At 40.3% G+C, this 16,132-nt stretch carries 15 protein-coding genes; 14 read left to right on the top strand and 1 reads right to left on the bottom strand.

Translation table 11 applies throughout. The features are described from left to right. Positions 1–146: 146 nt before the first annotated feature. The 3 genes from pfkA to FZC88_RS18220 all read left to right on the top strand — a co-directional run bounded on the left by pfkA (position 147) and on the right by FZC88_RS18220 (position 3,423). A complete protein-coding gene (gene pfkA, locus FZC88_RS18230) occupies positions 147–1,106 on the top strand; it encodes a 6-phosphofructokinase (RefSeq protein ID WP_148969910.1) in 960 nt (319 codons plus the stop codon). A gap of 30 nt (positions 1,107–1,136) precedes the next feature. Beyond that, positions 1,137–2,897, top strand: a complete 1,761-nt coding sequence (gene pyk, locus FZC88_RS18225; RefSeq protein ID WP_148969909.1) for a pyruvate kinase — start codon at positions 1,137–1,139, stop codon at positions 2,895–2,897. A gap of 139 nt (positions 2,898–3,036) precedes the next feature. Further along, entirely contained in the window at positions 3,037–3,423 is a 387-nt protein-coding gene (locus FZC88_RS18220; RefSeq protein WP_148995926.1) for an FxsA family protein, read from the top strand. Between the two features lie 37 nt (positions 3,424–3,460). Here the strand turns inward: FZC88_RS18220 and ytvI are convergent, their stop codons facing one another. Next, positions 3,461–4,567 carry a sporulation integral membrane protein YtvI gene (gene ytvI, locus FZC88_RS18215; protein ID WP_148995925.1) on the bottom strand — a complete coding sequence of 369 codons (1,107 nt, stop codon included), beginning with the start codon at positions 4,565–4,567 and terminating at the stop codon, positions 3,461–3,463. 147 nt (positions 4,568–4,714) lie between these two features. Here ytvI and FZC88_RS18210 point away from each other — a divergent pair, with 147 nt between their 5' ends. From FZC88_RS18210 to pnpS, 11 genes are all read left to right on the top strand, one after another. After that, positions 4,715–5,173, top strand: coding sequence for a DUF441 domain-containing protein (locus FZC88_RS18210; RefSeq protein WP_148995924.1), 459 nt, complete (start codon positions 4,715–4,717; stop codon positions 5,171–5,173). A 435-nt stretch (positions 5,174–5,608) separates the two neighbouring features. Further along, complete coding sequence (gene citZ / locus FZC88_RS18205) at positions 5,609–6,727, top strand: citrate synthase (protein WP_148969905.1); 1,119 nt, start codon at positions 5,609–5,611, stop codon at positions 6,725–6,727. 122 nt (positions 6,728–6,849) lie between these two features. Then, positions 6,850–8,121, top strand: a complete 1,272-nt coding sequence (icd, locus tag FZC88_RS18200; protein WP_148969904.1) for an NADP-dependent isocitrate dehydrogenase — start codon at positions 6,850–6,852, stop codon at positions 8,119–8,121. An 81-nt stretch (positions 8,122–8,202) separates the two neighbouring features. Beyond that, positions 8,203–9,141 carry a malate dehydrogenase gene (gene mdh, locus FZC88_RS18195; protein WP_148995923.1) on the top strand — a complete coding sequence of 313 codons (939 nt, stop codon included), beginning with the start codon at positions 8,203–8,205 and terminating at the stop codon, positions 9,139–9,141. A gap of 261 nt (positions 9,142–9,402) precedes the next feature. Further along, positions 9,403–10,401, top strand: coding sequence for a LytTR family transcriptional regulator DNA-binding domain-containing protein (locus FZC88_RS18190; RefSeq protein WP_148995922.1), 999 nt, complete (start codon positions 9,403–9,405; stop codon positions 10,399–10,401). Between the two features lie 211 nt (positions 10,402–10,612). Beyond that, positions 10,613–11,467: an ABC transporter ATP-binding protein gene (locus tag FZC88_RS18185; RefSeq protein WP_148995921.1), complete on the top strand. Its 855-nt coding sequence runs from the start codon at positions 10,613–10,615 to the stop codon at positions 11,465–11,467. Next, on the top strand, positions 11,464–12,210 hold the full coding sequence (locus tag FZC88_RS18180; protein ID WP_148995920.1) for an ABC transporter permease: 747 nt from the start codon (positions 11,464–11,466) through the stop codon (positions 12,208–12,210). The genes FZC88_RS18185 and FZC88_RS18180 overlap by 4 nt, the downstream gene beginning before the upstream one ends. A 99-nt stretch (positions 12,211–12,309) precedes the next feature. Continuing rightward, a complete protein-coding gene (locus tag FZC88_RS18175) occupies positions 12,310–12,510 on the top strand; it encodes a DUF6440 family protein (RefSeq protein WP_148996188.1) in 201 nt (66 codons plus the stop codon). A 362-nt stretch (positions 12,511–12,872) separates the two neighbouring features. Then, positions 12,873–13,349 carry a MaoC family dehydratase gene (locus FZC88_RS18170; RefSeq protein ID WP_148995919.1) on the top strand — a complete coding sequence of 159 codons (477 nt, stop codon included), beginning with the start codon at positions 12,873–12,875 and terminating at the stop codon, positions 13,347–13,349. A gap of 252 nt (positions 13,350–13,601) precedes the next feature. Continuing rightward, positions 13,602–14,321, top strand: coding sequence for a response regulator transcription factor (locus FZC88_RS18165; RefSeq protein WP_148969899.1), 720 nt, complete (start codon positions 13,602–13,604; stop codon positions 14,319–14,321). Beyond that, positions 14,318–16,117 carry a two-component system histidine kinase PnpS gene (pnpS, locus tag FZC88_RS18160; RefSeq protein ID WP_148995918.1) on the top strand — a complete coding sequence of 600 codons (1,800 nt, stop codon included), beginning with the start codon at positions 14,318–14,320 and terminating at the stop codon, positions 16,115–16,117. Before FZC88_RS18165 ends, pnpS begins: the two co-directional genes overlap by 4 nt. Positions 16,118–16,132: the final 15 nt, after the last annotated feature.

The following is a 16,132-nucleotide window of genomic DNA, read 5'->3' as shown; positions in this document are numbered from 1 at the left end:
TCCATAGTCTATTGGTCCATAATAATGTAATGAATGCAACAGGATAGATTGTTCCATTTTTCCTTTTCTTAGATATATGTGAAACCATTAACAAGTTGTATAATTCATTTACATATAAAGGCATATTTCTTAATGAGGTGATCGTAGTGAGAAAGATTGGTGTATTAACAAGTGGTGGAGATTCACCAGGTATGAATGCAGCCGTTCGTGCGGTTGTGCGTAAAGCTATTTTCCTTGATATTGAAGTGTACGGTATTTATCAAGGATATAACGGATTGATCAACGGGAACATCAAGAAGCTTGAACTTGGTTCTGTTGGAGATATCATTCATCGTGGCGGAACGATGCTGTACACAGCCCGCTGTGAAGAATTCAAAACAAAAGAAGGTCAGAAAAAAGGCATAGAGCAGTTAGAGAAGCATGGAATCGAAGGTCTTGTTGTCATTGGTGGAGATGGATCGTACCAAGGTGCAAAAGCCTTAACTGAATGGGGATATCCATGTGTGGGTGTACCGGGAACGATCGATAACGATATTCCGGGAACTGAATATACGATCGGTTTCGATACGGCTCTGAACACGGTCATCGACGCGATTGATAAGATTCGCGATACAGCAACTTCACATGAAAGAACATTCATCATCGAAGTAATGGGACGCAATGCAGGAGATCTTGCCCTGTGGTCCGGTCTTGCAGGCGGTGCTGAAACCATCCTGATTCCTGAGGAGAAATTCGATCTTGATGATGTGGTGACACGTCTGAAAAAAGGTCAGGAGCGCGGGAAAAAACATAGTGTCATCATCGTGGCAGAAGGTGTCATGTCGGCAAATGAATTTGCTAATCGCTTTACTGAAGCAACAGGAATGGATACACGTGTTTCTGTCCTCGGCCATATTCAGCGTGGTGGAACACCAACTGCATCTGATCGCGTGTTAGCAAGCCGCTTAGGCGCACGTGCAGTAGAGCTGTTGGTTAATGGAAAAGGCGGAAGAGCAGTAGGGATTGAGAAAAATCAACTAGTTGATTACGATATTATTGAAGCACTTGCCAAGCCACATCAAATTGACTTGGACATGTACAGACTTTCCAAAGAGCTTTCAATCTAAATTGTTGTAAGATTTCAGGAGGTAAAGAAAATGAGAAAAACGAAAATAGTATGTACGATCGGTCCTGCAAGTGAGAGTGTAGAAAAGTTATCACAACTGATCGAAGCCGGAATGAATGTTTCCCGCTTAAACTTCTCACATGGTGACCATGAAGAACATGGACAGAGAATCGTTAATATCCGTGAAGCAGCCGAAAAAGCCGGTAAAACAGTCGGGATCCTTCTTGATACAAAAGGTCCGGAAATCCGTACGAATAATATGGAAGATGGTGCCATTGAATTAACACAAGGTTCGAACGTCATCGTTTCCATGAATGAAGTACTGGGAACAACTGAGAAATTCTCCGTTACATACGAAGGATTAATCGACGATGTTCATGTTGGTTCCAAAATCCTTCTTGACGATGGTCTGATCGGATTGGAAGTAACGGAAATCGATAAAGCGAATGGCGAGATTCATACGTATGTTGCCAATAGCGGTGTGTTAAAGAACAAAAAAGGTGTAAACGTTCCTGGTGTTTCCGTAAACCTTCCAGGGATTACGGATAAAGATGCTCAGGATATCGTATTCGGTATTGGGCAAGGTGTCGACTTTATTGCGGCATCATTCGTTCGCCGTGCCTCTGATGTACTGGAAATCCGTCAATTATTGGAAGAACATGACGCTTCCCACATTCAAATCATCCCTAAGATCGAGAATCAAGAGGGTGTAGACAATATCAATGAAATCCTTGAAGTATCAGACGGATTGATGGTCGCTCGTGGAGATCTTGGTGTTGAAATCCCTGCTGAAGAAGTACCATTGGTCCAAAAAATGTTGATCAAGAAATGCAACTCAATGGGTAAGCCTGTCATCACGGCAACTCAAATGCTTGATTCCATGCAACGCAACCCTAGACCGACAAGAGCAGAAGCAAGTGACGTAGCCAATGCGATCTTCGATGGTACAGACGCGATCATGCTATCGGGTGAAACAGCTGCAGGTACGTATCCTGTTGAAGCGGTCCAAACGATGCACAACATTGCTTCAAGAGCGGAAACAGCCCTTAACTTCAATGATATCCTGGCGGCACGCAGCAAAGACAGTGAGCATAATATGACGGATGCCATCGGGCAATCTGTAGCGCACACGGCTCTTAACCTTGACGTTAATGCAATTGTGGCTCCAACGGAAAGCGGGCACACAGCACGCATGATTTCCAAATACCGTCCAAAAGCTCCAATCGTAGCAGTAACAGGAACAGATTCCGTATCACGTCGATTGGCACTTGTCTGGGGCGTTTACCCTACAGTTGGACGTAAAGTGACGACTACTGACGAAATGCTTGATATGGCAGTAGAAGAAAGCGTCAATTCAGGAATGACAAAGCATGGAGACCGCATTATCATCACAGCTGGTGTTCCGATCGGTGAATCTGGAACAACCAATCTGATGAAAATCCATGTGGTAGGCGACGTCGTTGCAAAGGGTCAAGGAATCGGCCGTAGATCTGCTTATGGTAAAGCAGTAGTCGCGATGACTGCAGATGAAGCAGTGAAGAATACTACACCAGGATCAGTTCTTGTGACAATTGGGACTGATAAAGACATGATGCCTGCTCTTGAGAAATGTTCTGCCTTGATCGTTGAAGAAGGCGGTCTGACAAGTCATGCAGCAGTTGTAGGTATCAACTTAGGAATTCCTGTAGTCGTTGGTGTGGACAATGCCACTTCTCTATTCACAAATGGTCAGGAAATTACAGTAGACGCTACTCGCGGTGTCATCTATAACGGACACGCAAGCGTATTATAATTTGAAATGTGAAAAGCCAGAGTCTTGAATGGACTCTGGCTTTTTGTCGGTAGCTAAAACAATCCTCACATAATACCTTAAAATTCTTAATATGTTATAATTAGAGCAATAAGTATTAAATTTTATGGAGGAATTCCTCATGAGATATATATTGTTATTGTTAATTATCGTGCCCGCATTGGAAATTGGGTTGCTTGTTCTTTCCGGACAAGCGTTTGGCTTGATCCCAACCGTTTTACTGATTATTACAACAGGAATTCTGGGAGCTTATTTGGCGAGGAAACAGGGAATGGAAGCACTCCGAAAAGCACAACAGGACATGCAGTACGGTCAGCTGCCTGGAGATGCCATCATTGATGGATTGTGCATTCTGGTCGGAGGGGTCGTTCTGTTGACGCCTGGTTTTATCACCGATGCAATCGGATTCCTGCTATTACTTCCACCTACACGTAAAATGTTCAAACCGTTCATTTATAAGTTATTCAAGCGCTGGATCAATAACGGAAACGTAATTATATACAGATAATATAGAAAGCACTGCTCGCGGGGAGCAGTGCTTTTTCCTATTTTACACCCATAATAAACTTCCACGTATCTTCAAAAACACCGGCTCTTTTAAGAGTGGATAGAATGACCAGCACAACCGGACCAACGATCAAGCCAAGAAACCCGATTAGCTTAAAGCCGACAAAGAGAGCGATCAGGGTGGCGAGTGGATCGAGTCCGATGCTGGATGACAGGACTTTCGGCTCCATGATTTGGCGCTGTACCACGACAACCAAATAGAGAACGGATAAACCGATACCTAATCCGACGTTCCCTGTTATGAACTCATAAATGATCCATGGTACGAAAACCGCTCCTGTGCCAAGGTACGGTAAAATATCAACGAGACCCGTTACGAGTGCAATGGTAATAGCGTAATCCACTCTCAGAATGATTAATCCGATTAACACGATGATAGCCGTGATGGATATGAGCGTGAACTGTGCTCTTACAAATCCGAATAGGGCCCTTTTCAAATCGATGAATACTTTTCTCCCGCTGCTCATTGCCTTTCCGGGAATGATTTTCTCTGCTTTAGAAGATAATGTATACCAGTCTTTACTGATGAAAAATGTAGCTAAAGCGGCAAAAATCAAGACGGATGCCGCGTTGGGGATCCAAGAAATCAACTGAGGCAATTTGGTGAAAAAGTTTTGCAGGAAATCCCCTGCAGATGTGGCGATTTTCGTTCCGGCGGTCTGGACATTTTCTAAAATGGTATCCTGTTGCCCGGCTTCAAGGTTCTTGAATAAACCTGATAGCTGGTTGTATAGTGGAATCACCTGACCTACGATGAAATCCTCAGCATATTTGACCAGGGTCTGTACATGCTTAGGAAGCTCTTCTGCTAAATAATTCGCACCGGAAACAATCTCAGCGATCAATAAGGTGATAAGTCCCGCAAAGATCGCAATAATCAATATGAGAGATAAAGCAACTGCCCATATCCTGGGGAGCCATTTTTCAAGCCAATTCACAAGAGGATTGATGAGTAACGCGATGGCAATGGCAATGATAAAGGGATAAGCAAGCTTCCATATGTAATAGAGTGAAATCAACGAGAGCATGATGATGGCTAAAACGATTATGAACCGGATCGTTCGATAAACATATTCTACATTCAAGGGCTTCCCTCCTACCCGATCTTCTACTTCTATTTTAAAGGAGACAGGAAATGAAAGGAAGTTTAATTTAACGAGGTTGCTCAATTTTACAACAAATGATAAAAGTTGATATGGCAGGATAATGATTACGAAAGGATGAGGTAACTTATGTCACAGGCATTCCTGTTTTTGTTGCTCCTATTGGGAATTGGGTTCGCTGCAAAAAACCAGTCGATTATTATAGCCGTAACATTTCTAATCATTCTTAAGCTGGCAGGCATCGATGAAAAAGTGTTTGCGGCCATTCAGTCCAAAGGGATTAACTGGGGTGTTACAATCATCACGATTGCTGTATTGGTACCAATCGCTACAGGTGAGATCGGACTTAAAGACCTGTATGACTCATTAAAGTCACCTTATGCGTGGATTGCCCTGGCTTCTGGTATGGCGGTGGCGTTAATTGCGAAGAGCGGGTTAACTCTGTTGGAAGATGACCCTCATATTACGACTGCTTTAGTCCTCGGCACAGTCTTAGCTGTGGCATTCTTCAAAGCAGTAGCTGTCGGACCACTTATTGGAGCAGGTATTGCGTACCTCGTGATGAAATTATATGAGTTGTTATTATAGAATGCCAATGGAGTTCTTGTTGGTTAAGGAATCTTTCTGATGAGAGTGTGTAACTGATATCATTTGACTTTGATTATACATCTTCGACATATTTAGTGATTTTATAACAGGATGAGAAACCCCTGTAATCACTCCGTTTATACGCCTCAATGCTATGGTTTATTTTTCTAGAAAAATAATTTTTATAGAAATTGATGCGTTTTCATTCACAAAAGTCAGATAATTGTTTATAATAGGAAATGTAAGCGCATCCCAAGCTCTCGTCATATCACAGGAAGAGCCGGGAATCATTTTTTGTATAGGAATTGAGCAATCGCTCAACCTTTATTTATGTTCTTTTTAAACAAGCCTACTGACTTATTTGATAGTCATGTAGGGTTTTATGCTCATATGAAAATGGGTAAAGAGAAATACTTAACAAAAGGAGAGGTTATTATGACAGCAACTCGCGGGTTAGAAGGGGTTGTAGCAACAACATCATCCATTAGTTCGATCATTGATGATACTCTTACATATGTTGGCTACAACATTGATGATTTAGCAAACAATGCCAGTTTTGAAGAGGTTATCTACTTATTATGGCATCTGAAATTACCTACTTCATCAGAGCTTCAGGAATTTACAGAACTATTAGCAGATAACGCTGAATTGCCTAAAGAGGTCATCGAGCACTTCAAGATGTACAACATCAAGGAAGTCCATCCTATGGCAGCTTTACGTTCTGCCGTGTCTTTACTTGGATTATATGATGATAAAGCAGATGTAATGGACGAAAAGGAAAACTATTTAAAAGCTGTTCGACTTCAAGCGAAAATTCCTACAATCGTTACGAGCTTTTCACGAATTCGTAATGGACAAGAGCCGATTGCTCCTCGTAAAGATTTAGGATTCGCTGCTAATTTCTTATATATGTTAACCGGGAAAGATCCTGAGCCGGTTGAAATCGAGGCGTTCAATAAAGCGCTTGTTCTTCATGCGGATCACGAGTTAAACGCTTCTACATTCACTGCACGTGTATGTGTCGCTACTCTTTCTGATGTGTATTCAGGTGTCACTGCTGCGATCGGTGCTTTAAAAGGACCGCTGCACGGTGGAGCAAACGAGCAGGTCATGAAGATGCTTACTGAAATCGGTTCGGTAGATAAAGCAGAATCATATATCCTGGACAAACTAGAGAAGAAAGAAAAAATCATGGGCTTCGGTCACCGTGTATACCGTCAAGGAGACCCTCGTGCCAAGCACCTTAAAGAAATGTCTAAAAAATTAACTGAATTAACAGGACAAAGTGAATACTACGAAATGTCCGTTAAGGTAGAAGATGTATTTACATCTAATAAAGGCTTACCGCCTAATGTTGATTTCTACTCAGCATCCGTTTACCACAGCTTAGGCATCGATCATGACCTATTCACTCCGATCTTCGCTGTAAGCCGTGTATCCGGTTGGTTAGCCCATATTCTTGAGCAGTATTCAAACAACCGCCTGATCCGTCCACGTGCTGATTACGTAGGTCCTGGCAAACAGGAATATGTGCCTGTAGAACAAAGAGGTTAAAACATCAATATTTACAAATGGTGAAAATATTGGTGTAATGAATAAGGGAAGGGGACTGACTCTAAATGCATAAGGCAATTATGGGTCATCCCCTTTGATAATGAATAAATGGAGGTTACATAATGACACAAGGTGAAAAAATTACAAACCAGAACGGCCAACTTAATGTGCCAAACAATCCAATCGTCCCATTCATTGAAGGTGACGGAACGGGTCCTGATATTTGGGCAGCAGCTCAACGCGTCCTAGATGCTTCTGTTGAAAAAGCATACAAAGGTGAGCGCAAGATTTCATGGAAAGAAGTATATGCAGGGGAAAAGGCATTCAACAAAACGGGCGAATGGCTTCCAAATGATACACTTGAAGCAATCCGTGAATACTTCATCGCGATCAAAGGTCCACTTACAACTCCTGTCGGCGGCGGAATCCGTTCATTGAACGTTGCGCTTCGTCAGGAATTAGACCTGTTCACTTGCCTGCGTCCTGTACGCTACTTCGAAGGTGTTCCATCACCGGTTAAGCGTCCTGAAGACACTGACATGGTCATCTTCCGTGAAAATACTGAAGATATCTATGCAGGTATCGAATACGCAAAAGGTTCTGATGAAGTTAAAAAATTAATCACTTTCCTTCAAGATGAAATGGGTGCTAACAAAATCCGTTTCCCAGAAACATCCGGTATCGGGATCAAGCCTGTTTCTGAAGAAGGGACAAACCGTCTTGTTCGTGCAGCAATCAATTACGCGATCACAGAAGGCCGTAAATCAGTAACGTTGGTTCACAAAGGGAACATCATGAAGTTCACTGAAGGAGCTTTCAAAAACTGGGGTTACGAGCTTGCTGAAAAAGAATTCGGGGATAAAGTATTCACTTGGGCTCAATATGACAAGATCAAAGATGCTGACGGATTGGAAGCTGCTAATAAAGCACAATCCGATGCTGAAGCAGCTGGTAAGATCATCGTGAAGGATTCAATCGCTGATATCTTCCTACAGCAAATCCTTACTCGTCCGGCTGAGTTTGATGTAGTGGCAACAATGAACCTAAACGGAGATTATATCTCTGATGCATTAGCCGCTCAAGTTGGTGGAATCGGTATTGCTCCTGGAGCAAACATCAACTACGAATCAGGACATGCGATCTTTGAGGCAACTCACGGAACGGCTCCTAAATATGCAGGTATGGATAAAGTGAATCCTTCATCTGTCATCCTTTCAGGAGTGCTTATGCTTGAGCACCTTGGTTGGACAGAAGCTGCTAACTTAATCACAAAATCCATGGAGAAAACAATCGCTTCTAAAGTCGTAACATATGACTTCGCCCGTCTAATGGATGGAGCAACAGAAGTGAAATGTTCTGAGTTCGGTTCTGCTTTAATCGAAAACATGGGATAATCTTAATTTGAAATAGGGATGGGGTGCTTCGAACTGGAGCACTCCTTCCTTTACATAATGACACGAATAGGAGGAATTATGATGGCTATTAAACGTAGAAAAGTATCTGTTATCGGTGGAGGTTTTACAGGGGCGACTACAGCACTGATGCTTGCTCAGAAAGAGCTTGGAGATGTTGTACTGGTTGATATTCCTCAAAATGAAGACCCGACGAAAGGGAAAGCGCTGGATATGCTTGAAGCGAGCCCGGTACAAGGATTTGATTCAAACATTATCGGTACTTCCAATTATGAAGATACAAAGGATTCCGATATTGTTGTCATCACTGCAGGGATTGCCCGTAAACCTGGAATGAGCCGTGATGATCTGGTTCAAACCAATCAAAAGGTCATGAAATCGGTCACGCAGCAAATCGTTAAGTATTCGCCAAATTGCTACATCATCGTTCTGACAAACCCAGTGGATGCTATGACCTATACAGTATTCAAAGAATCAGGGTTCCCTAAAGAGCGCGTAATCGGACAATCAGGCGTTCTGGATACAGCCCGTTTCCGCACATTTGTCGCACAGGAATTAAACCTCTCTGTGAAAGATATTACAGGATTCGTTCTTGGCGGCCATGGGGATGACATGGTTCCTCTTATTCGTTACTCGTACGCTGGAGGCATCCCTCTGGAAACATTAATTCCTAAAGACCGTTTAGACGCGATCGTCGAACGTACCCGTAAAGGCGGAGGCGAGATTGTAGGTCTTCTCGGCAACGGAAGTGCTTATTATGCTCCTGCTGCTTCACTTGTTCAAATGGTAGAAGCCATCCTTAAGGACCAACGCCGCGTCATCCCAGCCATTGCATACTTAGAAGGTGAATACGGTTTCGAAGGTATCTACTTGGGTGTTCCGACCATCCTTGGTGGTAATGGACTGGAAAAAATCATTGAACTCGAACTAACCGAAGAAGAGAAAGCTGCACTCGCTAACTCAGCAGACGCCGTAAAAAACGTGATGTCTTCTTTGGCTTAATACACATTCCATCCAAAACTGGCTCTTTTATTGGGGCCAGTTTTTTTGTATTCCAAGTGACCGTAATAAATCTTGGTGTATGCTTCACAACAGTTTTTTTATTCAACAAACGGGCAGTAAACTTATTTATTTAAGGGAGGTAGTAACTCAGAGTGATTTTTTAAAAACTACCTAACAGAAGGAGGAACTGCTCTATAAATTCATTTGCTGAATCTGACAGTGTATAATTTATATAAATAAGTAAAAGAGAGTGTGTATAGATTGAGATTAATTACATTAGAAAAAGTGATGAAACAAGAAGAGAATCGCATTGTATTGAAGAATATAGATTTAGTTATTGAAAAGACTTCACAGATTGGGATAAAAATGGCCAGTGAAGAAAGTGCAGTGCTATTTGATCTGATATCAGGGGAAATTCCCCCTTCCAGTGGTAATATTGAGAGAGAAACAAAATCTATAGTATCAGAATATAAAGATGATGGCTTATACGATAATTTAACTGTTCAAAGCTACTTGAATTTTTTTAAAAAAATCGCAGGTTTTCCTCACCCTTTACAAAACTACATTGCAACATTTTCGCTTTTAGATGTTTGGCGAACTAAAATTAAGAAACTGACAGACGACCAGAAGAAAAGGGTGAGTTTACTCCGAATGTCTCTATTTTCCCCAGAAGTTCTATTAATTGAAAATCCACTTAATAATCTAACAGGCGAAGGAATTGAACTTTATTTAAAAGCATTGGAGCATCTTCGTTCAACTAATACTGCCACATTATTCACTTCCAATTCTATAGAAGATTTATTGCTGTTAAGCAACGATATCTATCGCTATAACCGACTAAGTGGACTTGAAAAAACGGATCTTACTAACGAACCTGATTCAATCTCTGGGGAAAAAAATGATAGCGAAAAATTCATTCCAAACAACGTCTTCAAAGTGGCTTGTAAGTTGGCGAATAAAACGATTTTTTTCAGTCCTGATGAAATTGATTTTATTGAAAGTGTTAACAGCGTAAGTAATATACGGATAGATGATGAATATTTCCCAACAGACTTAACGATGAATGAACTAGAAAAGAGATTGTTGAAATTTGGATTCTTCAGGTGTCACCGTTCTTATTTAGTTAATTTGCAGCGAGTGTCTGAATTGATTAGTTATTCAAAGAATAGTTATACCTTAATTTTGAGAGGTAAATCCAATGTGAAACTGCCCCTTTCTCGAAATCGGTTGGAAGATATGAAAAAATTAATAGAGTTTTAAGGTACATTTGAGGTTGAAATGAGTCCATTTCAACCTCATTTTGTTACATTCGAGCAATTTTATAGTACTATTCACCGGATATTTACGACTTTTCTATTGTTTTTTTCTAAACTAAAAGCAGTTGGGCAATATTAAATGGGCTTCGGTATTTATACAAATTTTTCTAGTCTATCTAAACATTCTTCATTATTAAAAAAGGAGAGAAAAGCAAATGGAAAAACACACAGTGATTCGTGTTGAACATTTATCAAAAAAGTTCAATAACGAATCTGCTTTAAAAAATCTCAACTTTTCAGTTCATTCGGGAGAAATATTTGGTTTTCTTGGACCTTCTGGTTCAGGAAAAACAACAACTATCAAAATATTAACTGGACAATTAGTGCAAACTTCGGGAAAGGCAATGGTTTTAGGAAAACCCGTTGAACAAATTAATGAAAGCATTTATGAACAAGTGGGAATTGTCACAGACAATAGCGGAATATACGAAAGAATGACCGTTTACAGTAATATGAAATTTTTCGCCAACATTTTAGAGGTTGAGAAAGAACGTATTGATTTCCTTCTAACCAGAGTTGGTTTATTTGAACACAAAGATAAAATTGCCAGTAAATTATCCAAGGGAATGGCCCAACGATTAGTCCTTGCAAGAGCTCTTTTACATCAGCCGAAGGTACTTTTCTTAGATGAGCCTACCAGCGGGTTAGATCCCAGTACAGCTTTAGCAGTTCATGAACTACTTTCTGAATTAAAAGGGAATGGGACAGCAATATTCCTTACGACCCATAATATGGACGAGGCGACGAAACTTTGCGATAATGTTGCCCTTCTGAATGATGGAATCATTGTAGAGCATGGAACCCCTAAAGCTTTAAGCCTAAAGTACAATAAGGATAAAAGCTATCAGATCGTGTTAAAGGGTGAAAAGGAGTTCACACTCCCTCACTCTGATGATACGGCAAAGAAAATTAATCAGTGGATAGCTAATAATGAACTTGTAACCATTCATTCAACTGAACCGACATTAGAAAGAGTCTTCATAGAATTGACCGGGAGGGAATTACTGTGAGAATTTCAATAAGAAAAATAAAAGCAATCATAGGAATGAAATTTCAGACATTGCTAAGTAATACCAGTGTTATGTTAGGACCCATTCTTGCCTTAGGGTTTGTATTTGCTATAAAAAATATAATGCCAGATTTAGATGTAAATAAGGAAGGAATTAGCTTTTCTACTAATGCTTTTGTGCTTAGCTTCGGGATTATCTTTAATATTGCAATAGCTGGTATTTCAATGAGCAGTAGCCCTTTAGCAGAAGAAAAGGAAAAAAACACTTTAAGAGTTCTAATGACATCTTCCGTAAACGGCTTAGAGTACTTGATTGGGACTCTTCTGCCACCATTATTTATCCTGATTCTAGTGAATATTCTAATGATTCCTGTAAGTGGATCCTCTTTTGAAGAGGTTCAGTTTGGAAGTTACTTGTTAATGACAACAGTAGCTAGCTTGATCAGCCTTTTAATTGGATACATTATTGGAATTCTTACAAAAAACCAAACACAAACTTCATTATATACAATGCCTATTACATTACTTTTAACATCTGTGCCTGCAGTAAAACTCTTCAAAGAAGATTTGTCGGAAATTCTGGACTACACTTATACAGGTGTGTTAACAAACTTTGCAAACAGCATATTTTCTGAGACTGGATATCAGTGGAACCTTACTGATATTAGCGTTCTCTTCGGTTGGTTCATTATTTGTTTAGTTATCTTTGTTTATGCGTACAAGAAAAATGGATTAGATAGTTAACTGCTGGGGAAAATTTACTGTATGACATTCAGTATTTTTTTATCATCCCAGGAATATTTAGACTAAGAATCAAAAATTATTTATAAGGAGAGGTAAATGATGTTCAAAAAAAAAGGTGATAAACGTTTTGATGAAAAGTTGGTGCAAAATTCTCAGCAGGGCAGTTTAATATCTATATGGGTTGATCGTCAAACAGGTGTAAATTATTTATACACATGGAGTGCGCAAGGATGCGCTCTTACCCCTTTATTAGATAAGAATGGTGAAGTAGTAGTGTCACAGGTAGAAGAAACTAATTAACAATAATTATACGTATACAGAGGCTGGGTCAAAAGTGTTTTGTCTAAGTTAAACCAAACTAATTTGCATGCCAGGAGGCAAATTAGTTTGGTTTTTTTATTCAATGTTCATTTAGATTTTAGCTCTCTCCAGAGAAGTTAAGCCGTTTCTTACTATCAATCATCAAACTCATTGAACATGGCGTAACAGCTAAGTTAGCTGCGAAATAACGTACAAATAGTTTGCTATTAAAAATCACTGACCTACGCGTAAAAACTCTTTGTATGGAAACCCTATAAATGATAAAATAGTAATAGACAGATAATAAAAACAATTTTTATTATTTAAAATTGTAATCGTTTACATACGCGGAGGTGCTTCTTATGTTATTAGGGAAAAAGAGAAAACTGGGAAGAAAAATTGAAGAAATGACGATAGGTGAAAAGCTGACCCTTACAGAAAAAATAGAAGATAACGAACTGCTTCTTTACTTAGGGCTCACAAATGATGCCAATCCATTATACATTCAGCATGATTATGCTTCTCAAACGCCATTCAAAAAACCGATTGTGCCTTCAATCATGTTAACGGGCATCATCACATCTGCCGTTTCTAAATACTTACCGGGTCCGGGTTCTCATATAGTAGAGCAAAACATTGAATTCCCTAAACCGGTCTATCATTATGCAACAGTACAATTCCTGTTTGAAGTGATGGAAGTGGATCCCCACACTCATTTGGTAACTATCGAAGTAACAGCTACCAATGAAGAAGAGGAGAAGGTCATCAACGGTACCATCAAAGTATGCCCCCCACACCGATTAGAGAAAATGAATAGCCATGCATTAGAAAACTTCTAAACACCTGAAAGAGCTATGATATCCATAGCTCTTTTTATTATGCAAAAAATGATAAAGAAAGCGGGAGAAGTGCATCATATAAAAGAAGAGTATAAGGTTTGGGTCGGTTTAGTAACGTACGGCAAGAAAACTAAAAAGTATTAAATCTCTCTAAATGATGGTAACCCTCAAGATTTATATTATAATGAAAGTACAATTACATAATTACGTTGGATGTTGGGGTTAATTTTCTTTTGTATGGAGGCACAACAAATGAGCAAAAAAATCTTGGTAGTCGATGATGAACAGTCTATTGCAACACTCTTAAAGTACAATCTTGAGCAATCCGGTTATTCCGTTACTACGGCACATGATGGTGAAGAAGGAAGGGATAAAGCGATTGAGCAATACCCGGACTTAATTATTCTTGACCTGATGCTTCCTTCCATGGATGGAATCGAAGTGTGTAAAGAACTGCGACAAAGGAAGATTAATATCCCCATTCTTATGTTAACGGCTAAGGATGACGAATTTGATAAAGTTCTTGGACTGGAGCTTGGGGCAGACGACTATATGACAAAGCCCTTCAGTCCTCGTGAAGTGGTTGCTAGGGTCAAGGCTATTCTAAGACGCAGTCAAGCCATACAGGAAGCGGCCGAACCATCTTCCATCGAGCCGACAGATTACAAGGAAGTGGGAGAATTAAAGGTTTATCCGGAACAGTATGAAGCTTATTTCCAAGGTGATCTAATGGAGTTGACACCTAAGGAATTCGAACTTCTTTTATATCTAACAGAAAATAAAGGCAGGGTCTTAACGAGAGATCAGCTATTAAGTGCGGTATGGAATTATGATTTTGCCGGGGACACAAGAATAGTGGATGTTCATATCAGTCATTTACGGGAAAAAATAGAATCCAACACGAAAAAACCAACTTATATAAAAACCATCCGAGGGCTTGGATATAAATTGGAGGAGCCTAAAAATCGATGACCAAGTTTAGAACAAAACTTCTTTTTGCTCTAATCACCCTGATCATCGCTGTATTGATAGGACTTGGGTTGCTTCTGGGTCAAATTTTCAAGAATTTCTATCTGGATACATTTAATTCCCGGATTCAAAAAGAGGCGAGGTTACTGGCAAATTCCATTGAAGAAAACGGGACACCGAAAGAAATCGATCCCGAGATGATCAAAGAATTGAGTGACATATTGGATGTCAGGATTACGATTCTTGATAACTCAGGAAGTGTAGTCCATGATACGGAAACCTCGGAATCACTGGTTGGTCCTCAGCAAAAGAGGATCATAAATGAAATCCAGGAGAACTGGGATGTAAAGCAAAAGCATAGAAAACTGGTGACATCAGGTGTGGAGTACAGGTATTATTGGTACCCGCTAAAGGGCGGTGATAACCAGTTAAATGGATTGCTTATCATGAGTACCGAGGTAGAAGCCTTTGAGAAAGGAATACAGCAAATTTGGTTTGTGCTATCCATTTCCTTAGGTCTTGCATTAATCCTCATTATCATTCTGGGATCGAGAATCACGGTGAGGTATACAAAGCCCATTGAATCGGCAACGAATGTGGCAATGGAGCTCGCCAAGGGGAATTATCGGGCGCGGACATACGAAGACCGCCTGGATGAAACGACTATGTTAAGTACCTCCATTAACATTCTCGCCCGTAATCTGCAGGAAATGGTGAATTCACAGGAAATGCAGCAGGATCGTTTAACGACGCTGATTGAAAACATGGGGAGTGCCCTTCTCTTAATTGATCATCGCGGTTTTGTTGTATTGACGAACCGGACGTTCAGGGACTTCTTTAATCTGAAAGAAAGCCAGCTGAAAAAAGTCAGATACCATGAGGTCATTCACTATCAGGAAGTGAATAAGCTTGTGGAAGAAATCTTCATGACAGAAGAACGGTTAAGAAAGCAAATCCTTCTTCCTCACAAAATAGAAAGAAAGCATTATGAAGTATATGGGGCGCCTATCATCGGTCATAACGATGAGTGGAAAGGGATTGTCGTAGTATTCCATGACATCACGGAGCTTAAAAAGCTCGAGCAAATGAGAAAAGACTTCGTAGCGAATGTCTCTCACGAATTGAAAACACCGATCACATCCATTAAAGGTTTCTCGGAGACATTATTGGATGGGGCGATGAATGATCCCGATACGTTAAAGTCTTTCCTGGATATCATTCTGATGGAAAGCGACCGCCTGCAATCCCTTATACAAGACTTATTGGAATTGTCCAAGATTGAAAAACAGGGGTTCGAGCTTTCCCTGCATGAAGTAGAGATTGCCGGTTTAATTGAAGATGTGATTCCGATTTTGAAAGAAAAAGCGAAATCAAAAGATATTTCCCTTCAAACGTCATTTGAGTCAAGGGGCCATGCGGAAGTAGACTCCTACAGACTAAAACAGGTTTTCATTAATCTGGTCAGTAATGCAATCGTGTACACTCCAAAGGGCGGGTATGTCTTGATTTCAGTGACGGAAGATAAAGAAATGGTTCATGTGAGCGTCAAGGATAACGGGATGGGAATCAGTAAAGAAGAACTTCCCCGCATTTTTGAACGGTTTTATCGCGTGGACAAAGCAAGAAGCCGTAATTCAGGCGGAACGGGCTTAGGTTTAGCCATTGTGAAGCATATCATCGAAGCCCATGAAGGAAAAATTGAAGTAGACAGTGAAGTGAATGAAGGTACGACGTTCACAGTTTCCTTATACAAGCAGTCTTCAAGCTATACGCTGGGTGAAGGGAAGAGCAAATCTTAGTAAGTTTACAATTAT

The sequence above is a fragment of the Rossellomorea aquimaris genome (genome assembly GCF_008180865.1).
GTDB lineage: Bacteria > Bacillota > Bacilli > Bacillales > Bacillaceae_B > Rossellomorea > Rossellomorea yichunensis.
The sequence above is the reverse complement of the archived record's forward strand: the minus strand, read 5'-3'. Positions and strand labels throughout refer to the sequence as shown.

Coding starts and splice junctions, on each gene's coding strand:
- FZC88_RS18170 (WP_148995919.1), top strand. CDS start 12,873: ATGTTATTAGGGAAAAAGAGAAAACTGGGAAGAAAAATTGAAGAAATG.
- FZC88_RS18185 (WP_148995921.1), top strand. CDS start 10,613: ATGGAAAAACACACAGTGATTCGTGTTGAACATTTATCAAAAAAGTTC.
- FZC88_RS18165 (WP_148969899.1), top strand. CDS start 13,602: ATGAGCAAAAAAATCTTGGTAGTCGATGATGAACAGTCTATTGCAACA.
- citZ (WP_148969905.1), top strand. CDS start 5,609: ATGACAGCAACTCGCGGGTTAGAAGGGGTTGTAGCAACAACATCATCC.
- mdh (WP_148995923.1), top strand. CDS start 8,203: ATGGCTATTAAACGTAGAAAAGTATCTGTTATCGGTGGAGGTTTTACA.
- FZC88_RS18175 (WP_148996188.1), top strand. CDS start 12,310: ATGTTCAAAAAAAAAGGTGATAAACGTTTTGATGAAAAGTTGGTGCAA.
- pyk (WP_148969909.1), top strand. CDS start 1,137: ATGAGAAAAACGAAAATAGTATGTACGATCGGTCCTGCAAGTGAGAGT.
- FZC88_RS18220 (WP_148995926.1), top strand. CDS start 3,037: ATGAGATATATATTGTTATTGTTAATTATCGTGCCCGCATTGGAAATT.
- icd (WP_148969904.1), top strand. CDS start 6,850: ATGACACAAGGTGAAAAAATTACAAACCAGAACGGCCAACTTAATGTG.
- FZC88_RS18210 (WP_148995924.1), top strand. CDS start 4,715: ATGTCACAGGCATTCCTGTTTTTGTTGCTCCTATTGGGAATTGGGTTC.
- pnpS (WP_148995918.1), top strand. CDS start 14,318: ATGACCAAGTTTAGAACAAAACTTCTTTTTGCTCTAATCACCCTGATC.